Source organism: Micromonospora sp. NPDC047793 (assembly GCF_040642635.1).
GTDB lineage: Bacteria > Actinomycetota > Actinomycetes > Mycobacteriales > Micromonosporaceae > Micromonospora.
In genome coordinates this window covers 49,122-67,066 of sequence record NZ_JBEYSG010000013.1, presented here as the reverse complement: position 1 = coordinate 67,066, position 17,945 = coordinate 49,122, and the positions used below count along the sequence as shown (strand labels likewise).

15 protein-coding genes are annotated in these 17,945 nt (G+C 72.1%); 8 read left to right on the top strand and 7 right to left on the bottom strand.

From position 1 onward, the window contains the following. Positions 1 to 133 precede the first annotated feature (133 nt). Complete coding sequence (locus ABZ738_RS23190; RefSeq protein ID WP_357216254.1) at positions 134 to 1,600, bottom strand: NADH-ubiquinone oxidoreductase-F iron-sulfur binding region domain-containing protein; 1,467 nt, start codon at positions 1,598 to 1,600, stop codon at positions 134 to 136. Then, entirely contained in the window at positions 1,597 to 3,414 is a 1,818-nt protein-coding gene (locus tag ABZ738_RS23185; RefSeq protein ID WP_254876955.1) for a ferric reductase-like transmembrane domain-containing protein, read from the bottom strand. The genes ABZ738_RS23190 and ABZ738_RS23185 overlap by 4 nt, the downstream gene beginning before the upstream one ends. Before the next feature lie 268 nt (positions 3,415 to 3,682). On the opposite strand from ABZ738_RS23185, the gene ABZ738_RS23180 reads away from it, so the two are divergent. From ABZ738_RS23180 to ABZ738_RS23165, 4 genes are all read left to right on the top strand, one after another. After that, on the top strand, positions 3,683 to 5,131 hold the full coding sequence (locus ABZ738_RS23180; RefSeq protein WP_131055578.1) for an alpha-amylase family protein: 1,449 nt from the start codon (positions 3,683 to 3,685) through the stop codon (positions 5,129 to 5,131). Between the two features lie 196 nt (positions 5,132 to 5,327). Beyond that, on the top strand, positions 5,328 to 6,230 hold the full coding sequence (locus ABZ738_RS23175) for a L,D-transpeptidase (RefSeq protein ID WP_357216249.1): 903 nt from the start codon (positions 5,328 to 5,330) through the stop codon (positions 6,228 to 6,230). Between the two features lie 79 nt (positions 6,231 to 6,309). Beyond that, the gene (locus ABZ738_RS23170; protein WP_357216246.1) at positions 6,310 to 6,873 is read left to right on the top strand and encodes a hypothetical protein; all 564 of its coding nucleotides are present in this window, start codon (positions 6,310 to 6,312) and stop codon (positions 6,871 to 6,873) included. A gap of 492 nt (positions 6,874 to 7,365) precedes the next feature. Continuing rightward, positions 7,366 to 8,505: a site-2 protease family protein gene (locus ABZ738_RS23165; RefSeq protein WP_357216243.1), complete on the top strand. Its 1,140-nt coding sequence runs from the start codon at positions 7,366 to 7,368 to the stop codon at positions 8,503 to 8,505. 4 nt (positions 8,506 to 8,509) lie between these two features. On the opposite strand, the gene ABZ738_RS23160 is transcribed toward ABZ738_RS23165, so the two are convergent. Then, positions 8,510 to 9,745, bottom strand: coding sequence for a D-arabinono-1,4-lactone oxidase (locus tag ABZ738_RS23160; RefSeq protein ID WP_131052998.1), 1,236 nt, complete (start codon positions 9,743 to 9,745; stop codon positions 8,510 to 8,512). A gap of 59 nt (positions 9,746 to 9,804) precedes the next feature. Here ABZ738_RS23160 and ABZ738_RS23155 point away from each other — a divergent pair, with 59 nt between their 5' ends. Next, positions 9,805 to 10,188, top strand: a complete 384-nt coding sequence (locus tag ABZ738_RS23155; RefSeq protein ID WP_131052999.1) for a thrombospondin type 3 repeat-containing protein — start codon at positions 9,805 to 9,807, stop codon at positions 10,186 to 10,188. 43 nt (positions 10,189 to 10,231) lie between these two features. Here the strand turns inward: ABZ738_RS23155 and ABZ738_RS23150 are convergent, their stop codons facing one another. After that, on the bottom strand, positions 10,232 to 11,161 hold the full coding sequence (locus ABZ738_RS23150) for an LLM class F420-dependent oxidoreductase (RefSeq protein ID WP_131053000.1): 930 nt from the start codon (positions 11,159 to 11,161) through the stop codon (positions 10,232 to 10,234). A 94-nt stretch (positions 11,162 to 11,255) separates the two neighbouring features. On the opposite strand from ABZ738_RS23150, the gene ABZ738_RS23145 reads away from it, so the two are divergent. The 3 genes from ABZ738_RS23145 to ABZ738_RS23135 all read left to right on the top strand — a co-directional run bounded on the left by ABZ738_RS23145 (position 11,256) and on the right by ABZ738_RS23135 (position 15,784). Then, positions 11,256 to 11,879: an ATP-binding cassette domain-containing protein gene (locus ABZ738_RS23145; RefSeq protein ID WP_236145712.1), complete on the top strand. Its 624-nt coding sequence runs from the start codon at positions 11,256 to 11,258 to the stop codon at positions 11,877 to 11,879. Positions 11,880 to 11,884: 5 nt separating this feature from the next. Beyond that, positions 11,885 to 13,402 (top strand): DUF6297 family protein, encoded by a 1,518-nt coding sequence (locus tag ABZ738_RS23140; RefSeq protein WP_131053002.1) that lies wholly within the window; start codon positions 11,885 to 11,887, stop codon positions 13,400 to 13,402. Positions 13,403 to 13,615: 213 nt separating this feature from the next. After that, positions 13,616 to 15,784 carry a carbohydrate-binding module family 20 domain-containing protein gene (locus tag ABZ738_RS23135; RefSeq protein ID WP_357216237.1) on the top strand — a complete coding sequence of 723 codons (2,169 nt, stop codon included), beginning with the start codon at positions 13,616 to 13,618 and terminating at the stop codon, positions 15,782 to 15,784. A 96-nt stretch (positions 15,785 to 15,880) separates the two neighbouring features. Here the strand turns inward: ABZ738_RS23135 and ABZ738_RS23130 are convergent, their stop codons facing one another. Genes ABZ738_RS23130 through ABZ738_RS23120 form a run of 3 tightly spaced genes read right to left on the bottom strand, consistent with a single transcriptional unit; the run spans position 15,881 to position 17,852 of the window. Then, a complete protein-coding gene (locus ABZ738_RS23130) occupies positions 15,881 to 16,576 on the bottom strand; it encodes an ABC transporter permease (RefSeq protein ID WP_131053004.1) in 696 nt (231 codons plus the stop codon). Beyond that, positions 16,573 to 17,484: an ABC transporter ATP-binding protein gene (locus ABZ738_RS23125; RefSeq protein ID WP_357216233.1), complete on the bottom strand. Its 912-nt coding sequence runs from the start codon at positions 17,482 to 17,484 to the stop codon at positions 16,573 to 16,575. Before ABZ738_RS23125 ends, ABZ738_RS23130 begins: the two co-directional genes overlap by 4 nt. Continuing rightward, a complete protein-coding gene (locus ABZ738_RS23120; protein WP_236145711.1) occupies positions 17,481 to 17,852 on the bottom strand; it encodes a GntR family transcriptional regulator in 372 nt (123 codons plus the stop codon). Before ABZ738_RS23120 ends, ABZ738_RS23125 begins: the two co-directional genes overlap by 4 nt. Between the last annotated feature and the right edge of the window lie 93 nt (positions 17,853 to 17,945).

The window sequence follows — 17,945 nt, the reverse complement described above, 5'->3', positions numbered from 1 at the left end:
TCGGACCGGCCTCATCGGTGTCTCCTTCGCTTCGCTGGTCCGGCCACCGGCCGCCCCGTCCGTCCCGCTTCGGTCACGGCACGCGCACGCACCCCCGCTCCGGTCGCGACACGCGTGCCCGGTCGCGGCACGCTCAGGCCTTGGTCAACCGCAGCGCCAGTTCCGGGCAGACCTTGACCGCCTTCGACGCGCCCTCCCGCAGCCAGGTCGGCACCGGGGTCGGCGGGAAGGCGGGATAGCCGTTCTGGTCGAGCCGGATGAAGTCCGGCACCACGTGGGCGCAGAGGCCGTGGCCGTCGCACCGGGACCAGTCCAGGACCAGCTTCTGCGGGTCCGGGTCGGGGGCGCCGGGCAGGCCCATCATGCCCTTGACCCGCCGGCCGCAGCCCTCGCCGGTGGTGTGCTTCTTGAGGTCGTCGGCGAAGACCTCCATCGCCGACAGCGCGAAGCGGGACGTACCGTCGGGGTGGCTGCACGCGCCGCGCCCCTTGACGTCGCCGGCGGCGGCCCGGACCACCTCGACCGGCGCGCTGCCGGAGACCGCCAGGTCGACCGCGCGGGCCAGGTCGGGCAGGCCGCGCTTGCACGGCCCGCACTGCCCGGCCGACTCACCGGCCAGGTAGCGCACCACCTGGGCGGCCTCGCCGAGCGGGCAGGTGTCGTTCGCGAGCGGCACGATGATGCCGGCGCCGAGGGTGCCGCCGACCGCGGCGAGTCCCTTGCGGGAGACCTCGGCCTTCTCCGCCGCCTCCCGGGTGATCCACTTGCCGTGGTAGCCGCCCATCAGGATGCCCGGCCCGTCGGGGACCTCGCAGAGTTCGAGGATCTCCCGCAGCGGGGTGCCGGCCGCGCACTCGACCACCGCGTGCCGCTTCGCCGCGCCGGTCACGCTGAGCAGCACGGTGCCCGGCTCGTCGTCGGTGCCGAGCGCCGCGTACTCGTACGGCCCGAGGCGGGCGGCCACCGCGAGCTGCGAGTACGTCTCGGCGTTGGAGAGCAGGGTGGGCAGGTTGCTCACGCCGGAGTCGCTGGAGCGCTTCTTGGTGCCGGGCGGGATGTGCGGCAGCCCGTTGATCCCGTTGACCAGCGCCCCGCCCTCCCCGCTGATGAACCGGTGCGGCACCGTCACCACGCTGGTCGGCACCGGCATCCGCCGCTCGTCGAGCGCCTCCATGAGGGAGTCCCGGCCGACCATGTCGTCGGCCACGCAGAGCACGATCTCCTCGGCGTCGAGCGCGAACGCGGCCAGCGCCGCGCCGTCCAGGATCAGGTGCGGGGCCCGGGTGAGGATCACCTTGTCCTTCCAGCTCGCCGGCTCCCCCTCGGTGGCGTTGACCACCACCACCGGCGGCAGGTCCTGGCGTTCGCAGGACTCCAGCACCGCCCGGAGCTTCTTGGCGAACGGGAACCCGGCACCGCCCTTGCCCTTGAGCTGGATGCCCTCCGCGAGACGCAGCAGGTTGGACGGCTCCATCGGGCTGATCGGGCCGTGCACCATCTCGTGGGCCTGCAGGTCGAGCCGGCCGAACTCGGCGAACCCGGCGGTGAGCCGGGGCTCGCCGACGCAGGCCACCGGCGGGACCACGGCACGCTCCGTCACTTGGCCTCCCCTCGCAGTCCGGCCCAGTACGCGCCGTCCACCTTCTCCGGGTCGGCCCGGCGGCGTCGGCTGTCCGACGCCCGGCGGGCGCGCCGGGAGGCGAGGTCGACCAGGGTCGGGGTGTCGTCGTCCACGGCGTCCTCCGCGGCGTACCGGGCCGGCGGCCGCCAGTAGTCGTTCTCCGCCTCGGGCACGTCGTCGTCCACGCTGTGCCGGCCGCCGCCGCTGCGGGGCTCGGCGGAGATGGGCGTACCGGAGATCGGTGAACCCGAGATGGGCGCGCCGGAGATCGGGCCGGCCGAGATCGGGGCGTTCGACTCCCAGCGACGCGGGCTGTCCCAGGGCTCCTCCGGCTCGTCGATGCTGGAGCGCGGCGGGGACGAGTAGCGGGTGCCGGCGTCGGCGTCCCCCCGGGAGCGGCGGTACCGGCCGGTCTCCTCGTCGTCGCGACGGCGCCGACCACCCGGCTCGCGCTCGTACTCCAGTTCCTCCTCGCGGCGGCGCGCGGATCGGCGACCCACCGACTCGCGCTCCTCCTCCCGGCGGGAGGCGCGCCGCCGGACCGGCTCCTCGTCCTCGCGGACCCGCCGGCTGACCGGCTCCAGGTCCTCCTCGTCGCGGCGGTACGCACGCCGCCCGGTGGACTCCAGCTCGTCGTCGCGGCGGACGGTACGCCGGCCGACCGGCTCCTCGTCACGCCGTCGGGACACCGGCTCCATCAGCTCGGTCTCGCGGCGGATGGCCCGCTCGAACTCCTCCTCCTCGCGACGGGAGGGACGGCGCACCACCGGCTCCAGTTCCTCGTCGAGGCGGTCCCGTCCGGGGCGTACCGGCTCACGCAGGCTGCCCGGCTCGGGCACCACCGGCACGGTGAAGCGCTCCGGGTCGTTGCGCCGGATGGTCGGGCTGGCCCAGGTGCCGGAGGTGCTCTCGGCCCAGCTCATGTCGCGGCGGACCCGCTTCTCCCGGCCGTCCTCGCCCTCGGCGCGCCGGCCGGTCAGGGTGCCGAGCAGGCCCTTGCCCCGGCTCTCCTCGGTGCTCTTGCCGCCGGTCATCGCCTCGTTGAGCGCGGCGGCCTGGTGCTGCTCGCGGCTGCGCCGCTGGAGGCTGACCGAGAGTCGGACCATCAGCGCCACCACGACCAGCACCACGCAGAGCCAGTAGCTGAGGCTGACCCAGGTGGCCGGCGCACGTCCGGCGCCGAGGCCGTGGAAGATGCCGAAGGGCCAGGACACGTACGCCATCGAGTGCAGGCCGCGCCACAGCCACTTGGGGCCGACGTCGGCGAACCGGGCCCGGATGATGCCGGTCCAGAGCACACCCACCATGAGCAGCGCGGCGATGGTGCCGAGGCCGACGTAGAGCCCCCGGCCACCGACGAACGGCACCGCCGCGTCGGTCACCCCGGCCCGACCGCTGGCGATCTTGGTGATCACGTGGAAGACCAGGCCGGCGACACCGAGGATGCCGGTGGCCCGGTGCGCCGACTGCAACAGCACCCGGTGCCGGATCAGCAGCACCAGCCGGTCGGTGGCGAGCAGCCCCATCATCACCGTCAGACTCAGCGCGACCAGGGCGATCACACCGGCGAAGAACTCGGTGAAGAAGAAACCCATCGCGTACGCCCGCTGACCGGCGCTGGTGAGCATCATCAGCGCCCACAACGCCGCGATCCCCGACGCGGACAGCGCCAGGATCTGGCTGCGGGACCGTACCTGGATCCCTCTGGTGCTGGTGCTGGTACGGACGGCAGGCGCCTTCTCGTTCTGCGTAGCCCGGGCCATGTGCTCCTCGATCGTCTCGCGGCGGCGCACCGCCGGCCGACCCTGTTCCCCACACCAGTACGTCTCCGGCGTTCAGTCGGATTAGATCCGACCGAAAATTTCTCGACGAGTTGTCGAACCGTCCCCCCGCCCGGCGCGTGTAACGCCGCCACCGCACCTCCGGGCGCACTGACGGACGTCCATGCATTGACAGGTGATGAAATGCGCTTGTAACCTTGCTGAAATTTTCAGTCCCGGTTGCAAGATCCGGGCAGCCGCACCACCCTCCCCCGTCCTCCGGCACCCCCGGGAGCACCCGATGCGTCGACGTCGACTCCGCCCGGCGATCATCGCCCTCGCCGTGATCGCCAGCCTCCTCGCACCCAGCACCGTGACCGCACCCCCCGCCAGCGCCGCCCCGGCAGGCGGCAAGAAGGTCATCGCCAACCTCTTCGAGTGGAACTGGCCCTCGGTGGCTGCCGAGTGCACCAGCACACTCGGCCCGAAGGGCTACGGCTACGTCCAGGTCTCGCCCCCGCAGGAACACGTACGCGGCAACCAGTGGTGGGTCGCCTACCAGCCGGTCAGCTACCGGATCGAGTCCCGCAAGGGCACCCGCGACCAGTTCCGGTCCATGGTGGGCACCTGCCAGGCGGCCGGCGTCAAGGTGATCGTCGACGCCGTCGTCAACCACATGTCCGGCCAGACCAACGGCGGCACCGGCTGGGCCGGGTCGTCCTACCAGCATCACGTCTACCCCGGCATCTACCAGGCGCAGGACTTCCACTACTGCGGCCGTAACGGCAACAACGACATCGTCAACTACCTCGACCGGTACGAGGTGCAGACCTGCGAGCTGGTCAACCTCGCCGACCTCAAGACCGGCTCCGAGTACGTCCGGTCCCGGCTGGCCGGATACCTCAACGACCTGCTCTCCCTCGGCGTGGACGGCTTCCGGCTGGACGCCAGCAAGCACATGCCCGCCGCCGACATCGCCGACATCCTGCGCCGCCTGAACCGCCCCGCCTACGTGGTGCAGGAGGTCATCCACGGTGCCGGCGAGCCGATCCGACCCGAGGAGTACACCGGCAACGGCGACGTGCACGAGTTCCGCTACGGCAAGGACCTGGCCCGGGTCTTCCGCTCCGAACGCCTCGCCTACCTGCGCAACTTCGGCGAAGGCTGGGGGCACCTGCCCAGCTCGGTGTCGTCGGTCTTCGTGGACAACCACGACACCCAGCGCGACGACGGCGGGGTGCTCACCTACCGCGACCGGGGCACGTACGCCCTGGCCAACGCCTTCATGCTGGCCTGGCCGTACGGCTCACCGACGGTGATGTCCAGCTACACCATCACCAACCGCGACGCGGGCCCGCCCTCGGACGGCACCAACAGGACGCTGAACACCACCTGCTACTCGGGCTGGGAGTGCGAGCACCGCTGGCCGGTGATCGCGAACATGGTCGGCTTCCGCAACGCCACCGAGGGCACCGGCGTCAGCAACTGGTACGACAACGGCTACCAGCACATCGCCTTCAGCCGTACCGGCCGGGGCTTCGTCACCATCAACGACGAGGACTTCCCGATCACCGGCCGCTCGTACCAGACCGGGCTGCCCGCCGGCCGCTACTGCGACGTCATCCACGGCACCTTCACCAACGGCACCTGCAGCGGCCCGATCATCACCGTCGACGCCAACGGCTGGTTCGCCGCCACCGTCCCCGCCCACGACGCCATAGCCCTCCACACCAACGCCCGCCTCCCCTAACCTCCACCGCCCGCGCCACCCCGCCCCCGGCTCGGCCCCGCCCGGCCCCCACCGCCCGTGTTGATCAAGAGCTTTGGTTCAGGAATCCGCCCGAACCCGACGCAAACTTCTTGATCAACCCGGCAGGGGCGGGGGGCGGGGTGGGGCGGTGCGGGGAAGTGGGGTTATTGAGGGTTTTGGGTTGTTAGGGTTAGTTGTGCAAATTGGGGATTGGCGCAGGGGACGGCGGGGGGTCGCTGCGGCGGTCGGGGTCGCCGTACTGCTGGGTGGGTCGGCGTACGCGGGGTGGGCGCTGACGCCCTCGGCGGGACCGGCACCGGTCGCCCGACCGAGCGACCGGGCCGAGATCCCGAGTACGACGTTGCCACCGCTCGACGAGCCCGTCCCGACGGCGGCACCGGCACCGGACGACCTGCCCGAGATCGCCTACGATCCGGCACCGGCCGGTTTCCCCGACGACCCGGACACCCTGGACACCACCCCGTTGACCGAGGGGCTGCGGCCGACCCGGCGACTGGCCGCGTACGACGGACCGGGCGGGCGACCGGTGGCCTTCCTGATGCCCACCATCAGCGAGGTGCCGCTCACCGTGCCGATCGCCCGACGCGAGCGGGGCTGGACCGCCGTCCTGCTGCCGTCGGCCAACCGCAAGCTGGCCTGGCTACCACCCGGCGGCTTCCGGACCGTCGCGCTGCGCGACCAGATCGTGGTGGAGCGGGTACCGTACCGCCTCACCTGGTACCGCGACGGCGTCGCCCGGCGTACCTGGCAGGTCAGCCTGGGTCAGCGCGGCCAGGAGACACCGCTGGGCCGCACCTTCGTCCTGGGCCGCACCCCGCCGCCGGAGAGCGTCTACGGCGGGGTGGACATCTATGCCCTCGGCTCGGTCCCCGACGACCCGGCCTCCGTGCCGGACGGGCTGCGCGGCGCCCACATCGGCATCCACACCTGGCACCACGACGGTGAACTGGGCCAGCAGACCACCAACGGCTGCATCCGACTCACCCCCAGCGGGCAGCGACTGCTGCTGACGGAGGTACCCGAGGGCAGCCCCGTGGTGGTCGTCGACGCACTACCCGCCCCGCCCTCGACCGCCTGAACGCCGCCCGCCGCCGGTCCACATCGGGGAACGCCGCGGTCCGTGACGGGTACGAGCGTCGTGTCCTACGGTGACAGCCGTGACGATGGCGGCGCTGCTGGCGGGCTACGCGTCGACACGGCACGAGGTCGCACCCGTCAACGCCACCGTGCTGTTGCTCCTCGCCACGGTCACCTACTACGGACTGATCCTGATCGCCGGACGGCGTTGGCATCTCGGCCAGTTGGCGGACGGCAGTTCTGCCGCCGCGTCGGGCCTGGCGTCGGTGGGACGCCACACCGCCTTGTGGGTCGTCGCCTCGGTCGCCGCCGGCGTGGTGCTGGGCTGTCTGGGCTCGATCATCCGACGCGGTGCACGGCTACCGGCATCGGTCGCTGCCGGGGTGGCCCTGGGGCTGCTAGCCGGCCAAGGGCTCCACGACGTGTTGACCTTCCGGGCGTGGGGCGCCCTCGACGCCTTCTTCCTCGGCAGGCTCATCGCGGCCGGGATGGGCGTCTCGCTGGCCACGGTGGGAGTCACCCTCCTCTTCGTACGCTCCCGGGCCGCGAGATCCTGGCCGGTCTTCGTCGGGACGTCCCTGCTGATCAGTACGGCGGGAGTGTTGCTGTGGAGCCAGATCGAGTCGATCAGACAGGCTCTGTGACGGTTCGGTCAGCACCACCGGCAGCCGGCCGTGAACCCACCCGTCGTGTCGCGGCGGCAACTGACGTGGTGCGGATCGGCAGGACGGCGGGATCTGGCCCGGTGAACTGCCGTTGCCCTGCCGCCCCATCGGACTGAACCGCGCCTCCTGTCGAGCTGCACCGCCTGTGCTCTCGGCCCAGTCGCCAGCCACGCCGGTGATTCGTTCACGCCGTCAGCTCTAAAGCGGTCGCAGAGGCATGCCCGGCGGTAGCGCCCCGTCGGCGTCGTGATCGCCATCGCCGCACGTCGGCGGTGTCGCCAACGGACTCTGCACGCCGCAGGCGGCACTGGGTCGTCGCGGCAGTCGGCATGCCGGTGCTGCTCGCGTGGGGGATCTTCGCCTACCGGCTCACCGAACAGGCAGCCGCGTGCGGCGCGGAGCACGGTCCGGAGTCGGCCCGTGTTCGCCCCCGTTGGCATGGTCACGGTCTTCGGGGGTATCAGCGGACACATGAGGGCGAGTTTCCGGCTCGGCCGGGTCGTGGGCGTACCTGTCGGGGTCAACTGGAGCGTCCTGGTCATCTTCGCGCTGATCTGGTGGGGGCTCTCGGCCAACCTGTTCCCGGCGTCGTATCCGGACCGGTCGGTGGTCGCGTACGTGCTGGCGGGGCTGGCGGCGGCCGTCGTGTTCTTCCTGGGCCTGCTGGCGCACGAGGTGTCGCACGCGGTGGTGGCCAAGCGCAACGGGCTGGGCGTCACCGGCATCACCCTCTGGCTCTTCGGTGGGGTGGCGGAGCTGCGCGGCGAGGCGCGTACGCCCGGTGCCGAGCTGCGCATCGCCGGGGTGGGGCCGCTGGTCAGCCTGATCATCGGCGTCTTCTTCGGGGCGATCGCGATGCTGCTGGGCCTGGCCGGGGTGCAGGGGTTGTGGCTGGGCGTGATGGCCTGGCTGGGCGGGATCAACCTGCTGCTGGCGGTCTTCAACATCCTGCCGGCCGCCCCGCTGGACGGTGGGCGGCTGCTGCGGGCGGCGGTGTGGAAGGCCACCGGGGACCGGACCCGCGCGACGGTGGTGGCGGCGCGGGCCGGGTGGGTGCTGGGTCTGGCGCTGATCGGTTTCGGGTTGTTCCGGTTTCTCACCGGCGCCGGTGTGGGTGGGCTCTGGCTGGCCCTGATCGGCTGGTTCCTGATCGGCGCGGCCAGCCTGGAGGAGCGGCAGGCGCGGGTGGGTTCGGCCCTGCGGGGGATCCGGGTGGCCGACGTGATGACGCCGCAGCCGCAGACCGCCTCGGGCGAGATGACGGTGGCCGACTTCGTGGACAACTACCTGTTCGCGTACCGGCACACGGCGCTGCCGTTGACCGAGGACGGTCGGCCGGTCGGCCTGGTCACCCTCGACCGGGTACGCGGAGTGCCGAGTGACGCGCGCGGCAGCACCACGCTGGAGTCGGTGGCCTGCCGCTCCGACGAGTTGGTGCTGGCCTCCCCCGACGAGCAGCTCACCGATCTGCTGCCCCGGCTCAGCGACTGCGCCGACGGGCGGGCGCTGGTGGTCACCGACGGTCGCCTGGTCGGCATCGTCTCACCCAGCGACATCAGCCGCACGGTGCAGCGCGGCGCGATGCGCGACCAGGTCGACGTGGGCCGGTGACAGCTCAGCGGGGGAAGAGGCGGTCCAGTTCCCCGGTGCGGAACCTGCCGGCCGGGTCCAGCCGGGTGAGCAGCGCGGCGAAGTCCGCCCAGCGGGGGTACGTGGCCGCGATCGTCTCGGGCGGCAGCGTGAAGACCTTGCCCCAGTGCGGGCGCGGGGCGAAGGGGGCCAGCGCGCGCTCCACCTCGGCGAGCACCGGCAGCACCTGTGTGGTGTCGGCGATCCAGGTGAAGTGGACGGCGAGGGTGTCCCGGTCGTACTGGGGGCTCAGCCACAGCCGGTCGGCCGCGATCGTCCGCAGCTCGCTGGTCTGCGAGACCGGGGCGATCAGGTGGGCCACCTCGTCCAGCGCGGCCAGCGCCTCGGCGGCGTCGGCGCGCGGCAGGTGGTACTCGGACTGCAGCTCGTCGCCGCTGCTCGGGGTGAATCCGAGCCGGAAGTGCGGCAGCCGCTCGTGCCACGGCCCGGCCACTCCGAGCTGCTCGGTGCAGTTGACCGTGGGCATGCCGGGCACCGGGTGCCAGGGCCGGTCGGCCGCCGTCGTGCCGAGCCAGTCGGCGGGCGGTGGCGGCTGGTCGGCGAGCTGCTTGCGCCAGACCTGGGTGCCGAGGGTGGAGCGCCAGTCGGTGAAGACGCTGACGCTGTACGCGGCGGCGAGCGCCTCGTCCAGCGCGGCGCGCGGCAGGTCCAGCCGGACGTACTGCCGGACGTCGTAGGTGGGCACCACGTCCAGGGTGACCCGGGTGACCACGCCGAGTGCGCCGAGGGCGACGACCGTGCCGGCGAAGTCGGCCGAGTCCCGGTCGACGGTGTGCAGGTCACCGGTGCCGGTGACCAGTTCGAGTCCGGCGACGGCGGTGGCCAGGTTGCCGACGGTGACGCCGGAACCGTGGGTGCCGGTGGCGACCGCGCCGGCCACCGAGATGTGCGGCAGGGAGGCGAGGTTGGCCAGCGCGTACCCCCGCTGGTGCAGCCAGGTGGCCAGGTCGCCGTAGCGGATCGCGGCCGGGACGTCGACGGTCCGGCGGTGCGCGTCGAGACGGATCGTGTCCGGCAGCCCGGAGAGGTCGACCAGGTCGCCGGTGGAGTCGCCGAGCCGGTTGAAGGAGTGTCCGCTGCCCACCGCCCGGATCCGGTCGCTGCCGGCGACCAGCTCGCGCAGCTCGTCCAGGGACGACGGCCGGTGGTGCGCCCGCGCGGAGTACCGGATGTTGCCCGCCCAGTTGCGCTGCGTCGACACGCGACCTCCCCCTTCCGCGCCGACGGTTACCGTCGGCTCCGTCGGGGAACCCTACGCCGATGAGCAGCTACCGTGATCCCGCCCCTCGTGGCGACGTGTACCCCTCCGAGGAGGAGATCGACCCGACCGGCAGCGGGGTGTTCCCGGCCAGCGCGCCGGCCGGTGCGTACCCGGCGGGCCAGCCGACCCCGCAGCCGTCGCCGGGACCGTCGCCGTCGCCGGTGCCGACCCCCGGCCCGCCGCCTCGCATGGAGGGCGGCGCCCGGTCGATAGTCAGCCGGCACCTGGACGGTTCGGTCTCGGTGGTCACCGACTTCGACGGCGACGGCGTGGCCGACGTGGTGCAGTACGACCTCGACGGCGACGGCATTCCGGACGTCACCTATCTCGACAACGACCGGGACGGGCGGCTGGAGACCGTGCTGCGGACCCCGGCCCCCTGACAGGCCGGAGTCGACACCGCACCGCGCAGCGCAGCCGCACCGCTCAGAGCTGCGGCAGCACCTGCGAGGCGACCAGGTCCAGGTGGTCCAGGTCGCCCAGGTCGAGCACCTGGAGGTAGGCCCGCTGGCTGCCCACGGCGGCGTACCGGCCGAGCTTGTCGACCACCTCGGCGGGCGTGCCGGCCAGCCCGTTCTCGCGCAGCTCGTCCGGTTCCCGGCCGATCACGGCGGCCCGTCGGGCCACCTCGGCGTCGTCCTTGCCGCAGCAGAGCACCAACGCGTTGGACCAGGTCAGCTCGTCCGGGTTCCGGCCGATCTCCTGGCAGGCGGCACGGACCCGCCCGAACTGGGTGACCGTGTCGTCGATCGAGACGAACGGCAGGTTGAACTCGTCGGCGTACCTGGCGGTGAGCTGCGGGGTCCGCTTCGCGCCCATGCCGCCGAGCAGGATCGGCGGGTGCGGCTGCTGCACCGGCTTGGGCAGCGCCGGCGAGTCGCTGACCTGGTAGTGGCGGCCGGTGAACGCGAACGTCTCCCCCGGCGGGGTACGCCACAGACCGGTGATCACGGCGAGCTGCTCGTCCAGCCGGTCGAAGCGTTCCTTGAGTGCCGGGAACGGGATCCCGTACGCGCTGTGCTCGGCGTCGTACCACCCGGTGCCGATGCCCAGTTCGACCCGGCCGCCGCTCATCTGGTCGACCTGCGCGACGGTGATGGCCAGCGGGCCGGGCAGCCGGAACGTCGCGGCGGTCATCAGCGTGCCGAGCCGGATCGAGCGGGTGTCGCGGGCCAGCCCGGCCAGGGTCGTCCAGGCGTCGGTGGGGCCCGGTTCGCCGCTGACCGACCCCATCTTGAGGTAGTGGTCCGAGCGGAAGAAGGCGCCGAAGCCGGTCTCCTCGGCACGCCGGGCCACGGCCAGCAGGTCGTCGTAGGTCGCACCCTGCTGAGGTTCGGTGAAGATCCGCAGTTCCATGGACCGAGCATAGAAAGCCCACAGCCGTACCGCCCGACTTGTGGCGTTGATCTAGGGTGGTGCGGTGGGTGAACCGGTCGTCGCCGTCGCGGACCTGCACGTCGCGTTCGGCAGCGTGACCGTGGTGCGGGACGTCGGCTTCGACCTGCCGGCGGGCGGTGCGCTCTGCCTGGTCGGCGAGAACGGCGCGGGCAAGTCCACCGTGTTGCGCTGCGTCACCGGCCTGACCGACCCGAGCGCGGGCCGGGTCCGGGTGTTCGGGGCCGCGCCCGACGGCTCGGCCGCGTTCTGGCGCCGGGTGGTCGCCACCGTCGAACAGCCCAGTTGGTACGCCGGACTGACCGTCCGGGAACACGTGGAGCTGGTCCGGTTGGCCGGTGGCCACGACCCGGCCGACGGTCGGGTGGACGAACTGCTCTCCGTGCTGGGCCTGCGGGATCTCGGCGACGGCACCCCGGACCGGCTCTCCTCGGGCGAGCGGCAGCGGCTGCTGCTGGCCGCCGCCCTGGCCCGCCCGGCGGAGCTGCTGGTGCTCGACGAGCCGGAGCAGCGGCTGGACGCGGCGATCCGACCGGTGGTGGCCGGTCTGCTCGGCGACCACCTGGCCGCCGGTGGGAGCCTGCTGTTCGCCAGTCACGATCCGGTCTTCGTGGCCGCCCTCGACTGTCCGGTCCTCCGGCTGCACACCGGGTCACCGGCGCCCGAACCGGGCACATGACGCGGGTGGGCGAGGCGGTTACCCGCCGGGAGCCGGTGCCGCCGACCGCCCGCAGGCTGCGCCGCTGGGTACGCCGGCAGCGGGCCGAACGGGCCCCCTCGCTCTCGCTGGAGAACGTGTACCTGCTGCTGCTGACCGTGGCGATCGCGGTCGCGATGTTCGGTCCGGGTGTCGGGTCGGCGATGTGGCCGGCGACGGGGGCGGCCCCGCCGGACCGGCTCGTGGTGCTGGTGCTGCTGGGTGCGGGTGCTGTCGGCCTGATGCTGCTGTTGCGTCAGACGGGCCCGTTGGTCCTCGGGCGCGGTGAGCTGACCTGGTTGCTGCCGGCGCCGGTGCCCCGGCGGGGGCTGCTGCTGCCGGCGCTGGTGCGGGCACTCACGGTCGGGGCGGTCATCGGCGCACTGCTGGCGCTGGCCGGCGCCGCCCGACTGGCGGTCCGCCCGGTCGCCGGGTCCGCCCTGGCCGCCTGGCTCGCCCTGGGTACGGCCGTCGGTGCGCTCCTGGCGTTGCTCGCGGTGACCGCGCAGCATCGCCCCGGGTACGCCCGGATGCTGGACGTGGCGTTGCCGGCGCTGCTGGTGGCGTTGGGCGCGACGGTGCTGCTCGCCCGGGTACGACCGCTGCCGGCGCTGCCCGGTGTCGCGGCGCCGCCGCTCCCGCTCACCCTCGGCGCCCTGCTCGTCGTCGCGGGCCTGACCGCCCTGGCCCTCCGCGACCTGGCGCGCCTGCCCGACGTCCGGCTGCACGAGCCGTCGTTGACCGTCGGCACGTACCTGGACGCCGCGTACGCCGTCGAGCCGTCGTTCCTCGCCGACCTGCGCGAGCGACGGTACTGGCGGCGGCGGGCACTGCGGTCCCGGCCGTTGCGTCCCCGGTTCGGCCGGCTGGTGCCGCTGCAACAGGATCTGCTGGTGTTGCGTCGACGCGGGTGGCGGCTGGGCTGGCTGGCCGTGGCGACTCCGCTGCCCGCGTTGCTCAGTGCCGGTGCGGACTGGATGCCGGCGACCGCCCTGGTGCTGGGGGCGGTCACCACCGCCGGGGTCACCCTCGACGCGTTGCGCCGCGACGCGGCCCACCCGGCGCTGCTGCGGCTGCTCGGGCTGACCGGTCGACGGGCGGTCGCGATCCGGCTGGTCGTGCCGACGGTGCTGGCCACGGCCTGGTCCGGTCTGGCCGTGGCGGTGCTGGGGTTGCTCGGCGACCTGCCGCCGGGCCCCTGGTGGGCGCTGGGGCTGGCGTTCGGCCCGACGGCCGCGATGATGGCCGTCCGGCGGGCGCAGACGGGCCGGATCGACCACTCCCTGCCGCTGGTCGTCACCCCGATGGGCGCCTTCTCGCCCGGCCCGGTGCTGTGGCTGTTCAACGGCACGGACGTGCTGCTGTTCGCGACGCCCACGGTGGTCGCCCTCCTGGGTCCGGTGCAACCGGGCTGGGCCTGGGTCGCCGCCCAGGCCGCCTGCGCGGTGCTGGCGGTGCTGGCCTATCTGCGCTTCGGCACGGACGGCCGCCGTCCCCGGGTGTGAGTCACCGGCCGTTCCGGTCGAAGTGGACGCAAATTCTTGCAGCGTTTACAACTGTCCGCAAGATGCTGGTGGCAAGTCGGATCGACTTGTGAATCAGAGGTTCCCAAGCATCGACGTCACTGTTACGGTCACGCCATCACCGCAACTTCTTGCATAACTTGCAGGAAGCCGTGCTGTCACCACGTCTGCCTGACCGTCCCCCGAGGAGGGCCCGTGCGAATCCCCCGTCCCCGCGCCGCGATACCCGCGGCACTGGCCGCGACACTGGTCGCGGTCGGTCTCACCGTCGTCGCCGCCGGCACCGCGCCGGCCAGTGCAGCCGACGTACGCGCCAACGGCGACGCGATCGTCCACCTGTTCCAGTGGCGGTGGGACTCCGTCGCACAGGAGTGCGAGAGCACCCTCGGGCCCCAGGGCTGGGGCGGCGTGCAGGTCTCCCCGCCGCAGGAGCACGTGGTGCTGCCCAGCGCCGAAGGCGCCACGTACCCGTGGTGGCAGGACTACCAACCGGTGTCGTACCGGTTGGACTCGACCCGACGCGGCACCAAGGCCCAGTTCGTCGACATGGTCGAGCGCTGCCGCGCCCAGGGCGTGAAGATCTATGTGGACATGGTGCTCAACCACATGAGCGGCACCGGTTCGGCGGGCAGCGGTCCGGGCAGCGCCGGCACCGTCTACGGCAAGTACAGCTACCCCAACCTGTTCAACGACGGCTCCGGCGACGCCTACGGCTACGGCGACTTCGCACCCTGCTACCGGCGGATCAGCAACTGGGGCAACAAGCAGGAGGTCCAGGACTGCGAGCTGCTCGACCTGGCCGACCTGAACACCGCCGATCCCGAGGTACGCCGCAAGATCGCCAAGTACATGAACGCGGTCATCGACCTGGGGGTGGCCGGCTTCCGGGTGGACGCCGCCAAGCACGTCCAGGAGGCGCACCTGGGCGACATCATCAACCGGTTGCGGGACGTACCCGGCTTCGGCGGTCGACCGGACCTGTTCCACGAGGTGTACGGCGACGGGACGATCCCCTACACCGCGTACGCGCCGTACGGCGGGGTGACCAACTTCGACTACCAGCGCGCCGTCTCCTCGGCGTTCCGCGACGGCAACATCGCCCAGTTGGGCAACCTGCCGAACTACGGTGGACTCACCGCCGCACAGGCGGTCGTCTTCGTCGACAACCACGACACCCAGCGTGAGAACCCGACGCTGACCTACAAGAGCGGCGCCCGCTACTACCTGGCGGACACGTTCATGATGGCCCACCCGTACGGTCGGCCCCAGCTCATGTCGAGCTACGCGTTCGGCTCCGTGCACGGGCAGGGCCCGCCCAGCTCGTCCAACGGCACCACGCTGGCCGCCGACTGCACCGGCGGCGCCTGGATCTGCGAGCACCGCAACGCGGGGGTGGCGGGCATGCCGGGCTTCCGCAACGCGGTCGCCGGCACCGGCATCGGATCGGTGGTCACCGACGGCAACGGGCGGTTGGCCTTCGCCCGGGGCAACCGGGGGTACGCCGCCTTCAACGCCACCACCAGCGCCTGGAGCCGTAGCTTCGCCACCTCGTTGCCGGACGGCCGCTACTGCAACGTCGGTCGCGGCGCGTACGACCGGTCCACCGGGGCCTGCCCCGGCGGCGCGGTGACCGTCTCCGGTGGCGCCTTCACCGCGTCGATCGCCGCAGACCAGGCGGTCGCCCTGCACGTCGAGGCCCGACTGGACGGCGCCACGCCCACCCCGACGGTGACCCCGACCGGCTCGCCGACCCCGACCGCGAGCCCGACGGTCCCGGCCGGTTCCACCCGGTTCACCGCCACCGTCTCCACCGACCCCGGCCAGGAGGTGTACGTCGTCGGCTCGATCCCGGCGCTCGGCTCCTGGAACCCCGCGAACGGGGTGAAGCTCTCCACCACCTCGGGCAGCTATCCGACCTGGACGGGCTCGGTGTCGGTGCCGGCGGGCACCGCGTTCGAGTGGAAGCTGGTCAAGGTCGGCAACGGCTCGGTGCAGTGGGAGAACGACCCCAACCGCACCGGCACCGCCGGCACCGCTCTGACCGCCACCTGGAACCAGCCGGTCAGCACCCCGCCGGCCGCCACCACGGTCTCCTTTCGGGCGACCGCCACCACCACGCTCGGCCAGCACCTCTATGTCGTCGGCGACCTGCCCGCGCTCGGCGGCTGGGACCCGGCCAAGGGGGTCCGCCTGTCGCCGACCGCCTACCCGCTCTGGACCGGCGGGCTGAACCTGCCGACCGGCACCGCGTTCTCCTACAAGTACGTCAAGCGCACCGACTCGGGCCAGGTGGTCTGGGAGTCGGGCGCCAACCGCACCGCCACCGCCACCGGCGCGATCACCCTGACCGACACCTGGCGCTGACCGCGACCGAACACAGCGGCCCCTCCCGACGTCGTGTCGGGAGGGGCCGCCCCCGTTCCGCCCGGTCGACCGGGTCGGGCCTCGGCGCGTCGACGGTCAGGGGGTCGCGCGCCGGATGATCAGATAGCTGACGGCGGCGAGTGGCAGCGTGAGCAGCGCCGGCCAGCCCACCAGGAGGACGGCGCCCGACTGGTCGGCGAACCAGCCACCGATCGCCGACCACCAGCCACGCCAGGTCGCCAGCACCACGGCTCCACCGATCACGACCAGCGCCACGGTGCTCAGGGCGAGCATGCCGTTGACGCCCCACCGCTTGAACACCAGAGCGATCGCGATCCCCAGGAAGCCGAGCAGCAGGAACGGGATCGCGAAGCCGAGGAAGCGCAGCACCGGGTTCTCCACCCAGAGGAACGGTATGCCGAAGAAGGTCAGGCCGACGCCCCAGCCTGCGGTGGCCTCCTCGACGACGGCGAGCAGATAGAGCGCGGCCGCGTAGACGATCGCCTGGGCGCCGAAGGTGAGCACGTTGCCGAGGTAGAAGTTGCGGCGCGAGATGCCCAGTCCGATCGCGAACGGGAAGTCCTGAGTGATGCTGTTGACGCAGGCGACGAACATCACGACGTAGATGCTGGCCAGTCCACCCGTGGTCGGTGTGGAATCGGTCGACTCGTTCATCGAGCTGAAGAGCGCCAGGTTGATGAGGAAGCTGAGGGCGAGGATCCCCCAGGGCCAGCCGACCACGCTGGGCCAGGCGACGAACTGAAGCCGGGCGACGGTCAGGGCACGGTTCATCGGACAGCCTCCGTGCTGGTCGCGCCGGCGGCGTGTCCGTCGGCCGAGGTGGTCAGGCGCACGACGGTGTCCTGCAACGACGCGGCCTCCAGGGCCAGGCCCAGGGACCGGGCCCGCTCCTGGTCCGCCGGGCCGAAGTCACCGCGTACGGTGGCGCGGGCCGTGCCGCCGAGCAGCACCCGGTGCAGTTCGGTGGCGGTACGGCTGAACTCGTCCACCGCCGCGACCGGGCCGGCGACGGTGAGCACCTGGCCGCGCAGGGCCTCCGCCTCCTCGTCGAGCAGCAGCCGTCCGGCGTCGATCAGCAGCACGTGCTCGATCAGGTCGCTGACCTCGTCGATGAGGTGGGTCGAGAGCACGATCGTGCGGGGGTGTTCGGTGTAGTCGGCCAGCAGCCGGTCGTAGAAGATCTGCCGGGCCACCGCGTCCAGGCCGAGGTAGGGCTCGTCGAAGAAGGTCAACGGTGCCCGCGTGGCCAGCCCGACGATGATGCCCAGCGCCGAGAGCATGCCCCGGGAGAGCTTGCGGACGTTGCGGCGCGGCGGCAGCCGGAAGTCCTCGACCAACTGCTGCGCGAACGCCTCGTCCCACCCGGGGTGGACCAGGGCGGCGGCCCGCAGCACGTGCCGCACCTGGAGGTTCGACGGGTAGGTCTGGCTCTCCTTGATGAACGAGATCCGGGACAGCACGCCCTCGTTCTCGTACGGGTGCTGCCCGAAGACCGCGACCTCGCCGGAGGTGGCGAAGTTCTGCGCGGTGAGGATCTGCATCAGCGTGGTCTTGCCGGCGCCGTTGCGTCCCAGCAGGCCGTAGATCCGGTTTCCGGCGAGCGAGAAGCTGACCCGGTCCAGCGCCGTGACGCCGCGGTACTTCTTGGTGAGGTCGGTGACGGTGACGACGGGGCTCATCGCTCCCCCTCCCAGGTGTCGATCATGCTCTTGAGTTCCGCCGGGTCGATGCCGAGCTTGCGTGCCTCGGCGACCAGCGGTTGCACGTACTGCCGGGCGAACTCGTCACGGCGTCGACCGCGCAGCGTGGCGCGGGCGCCGGAGGAGACGAACATCCCGATTCCTCGTTTCTTGTAGAGCGTTCCGTCGTCGACGAGCTTGTTGACCCCCTTGGCGGCGGTCGCCGGGTTGATCCGGTGGAAGGCCGCCAACTCGTTCGTGGACGGCACCTGCGCCTCCTCGGCCAGCGTCCCGTCCAGGATCGAGTTCTCCAGCAGCTCGGCGATCTGGAGAAAGATCGGCCGACCGTCCTCCATCACGCCCGCCACCCGCCACCCTGGTTGGCCGGTTCACTACTCATGTAACTAACCATGCAACCTCGGTGCGTCGCTGTCAAGTCGCGGTGCGGTCCGTTAACCTTC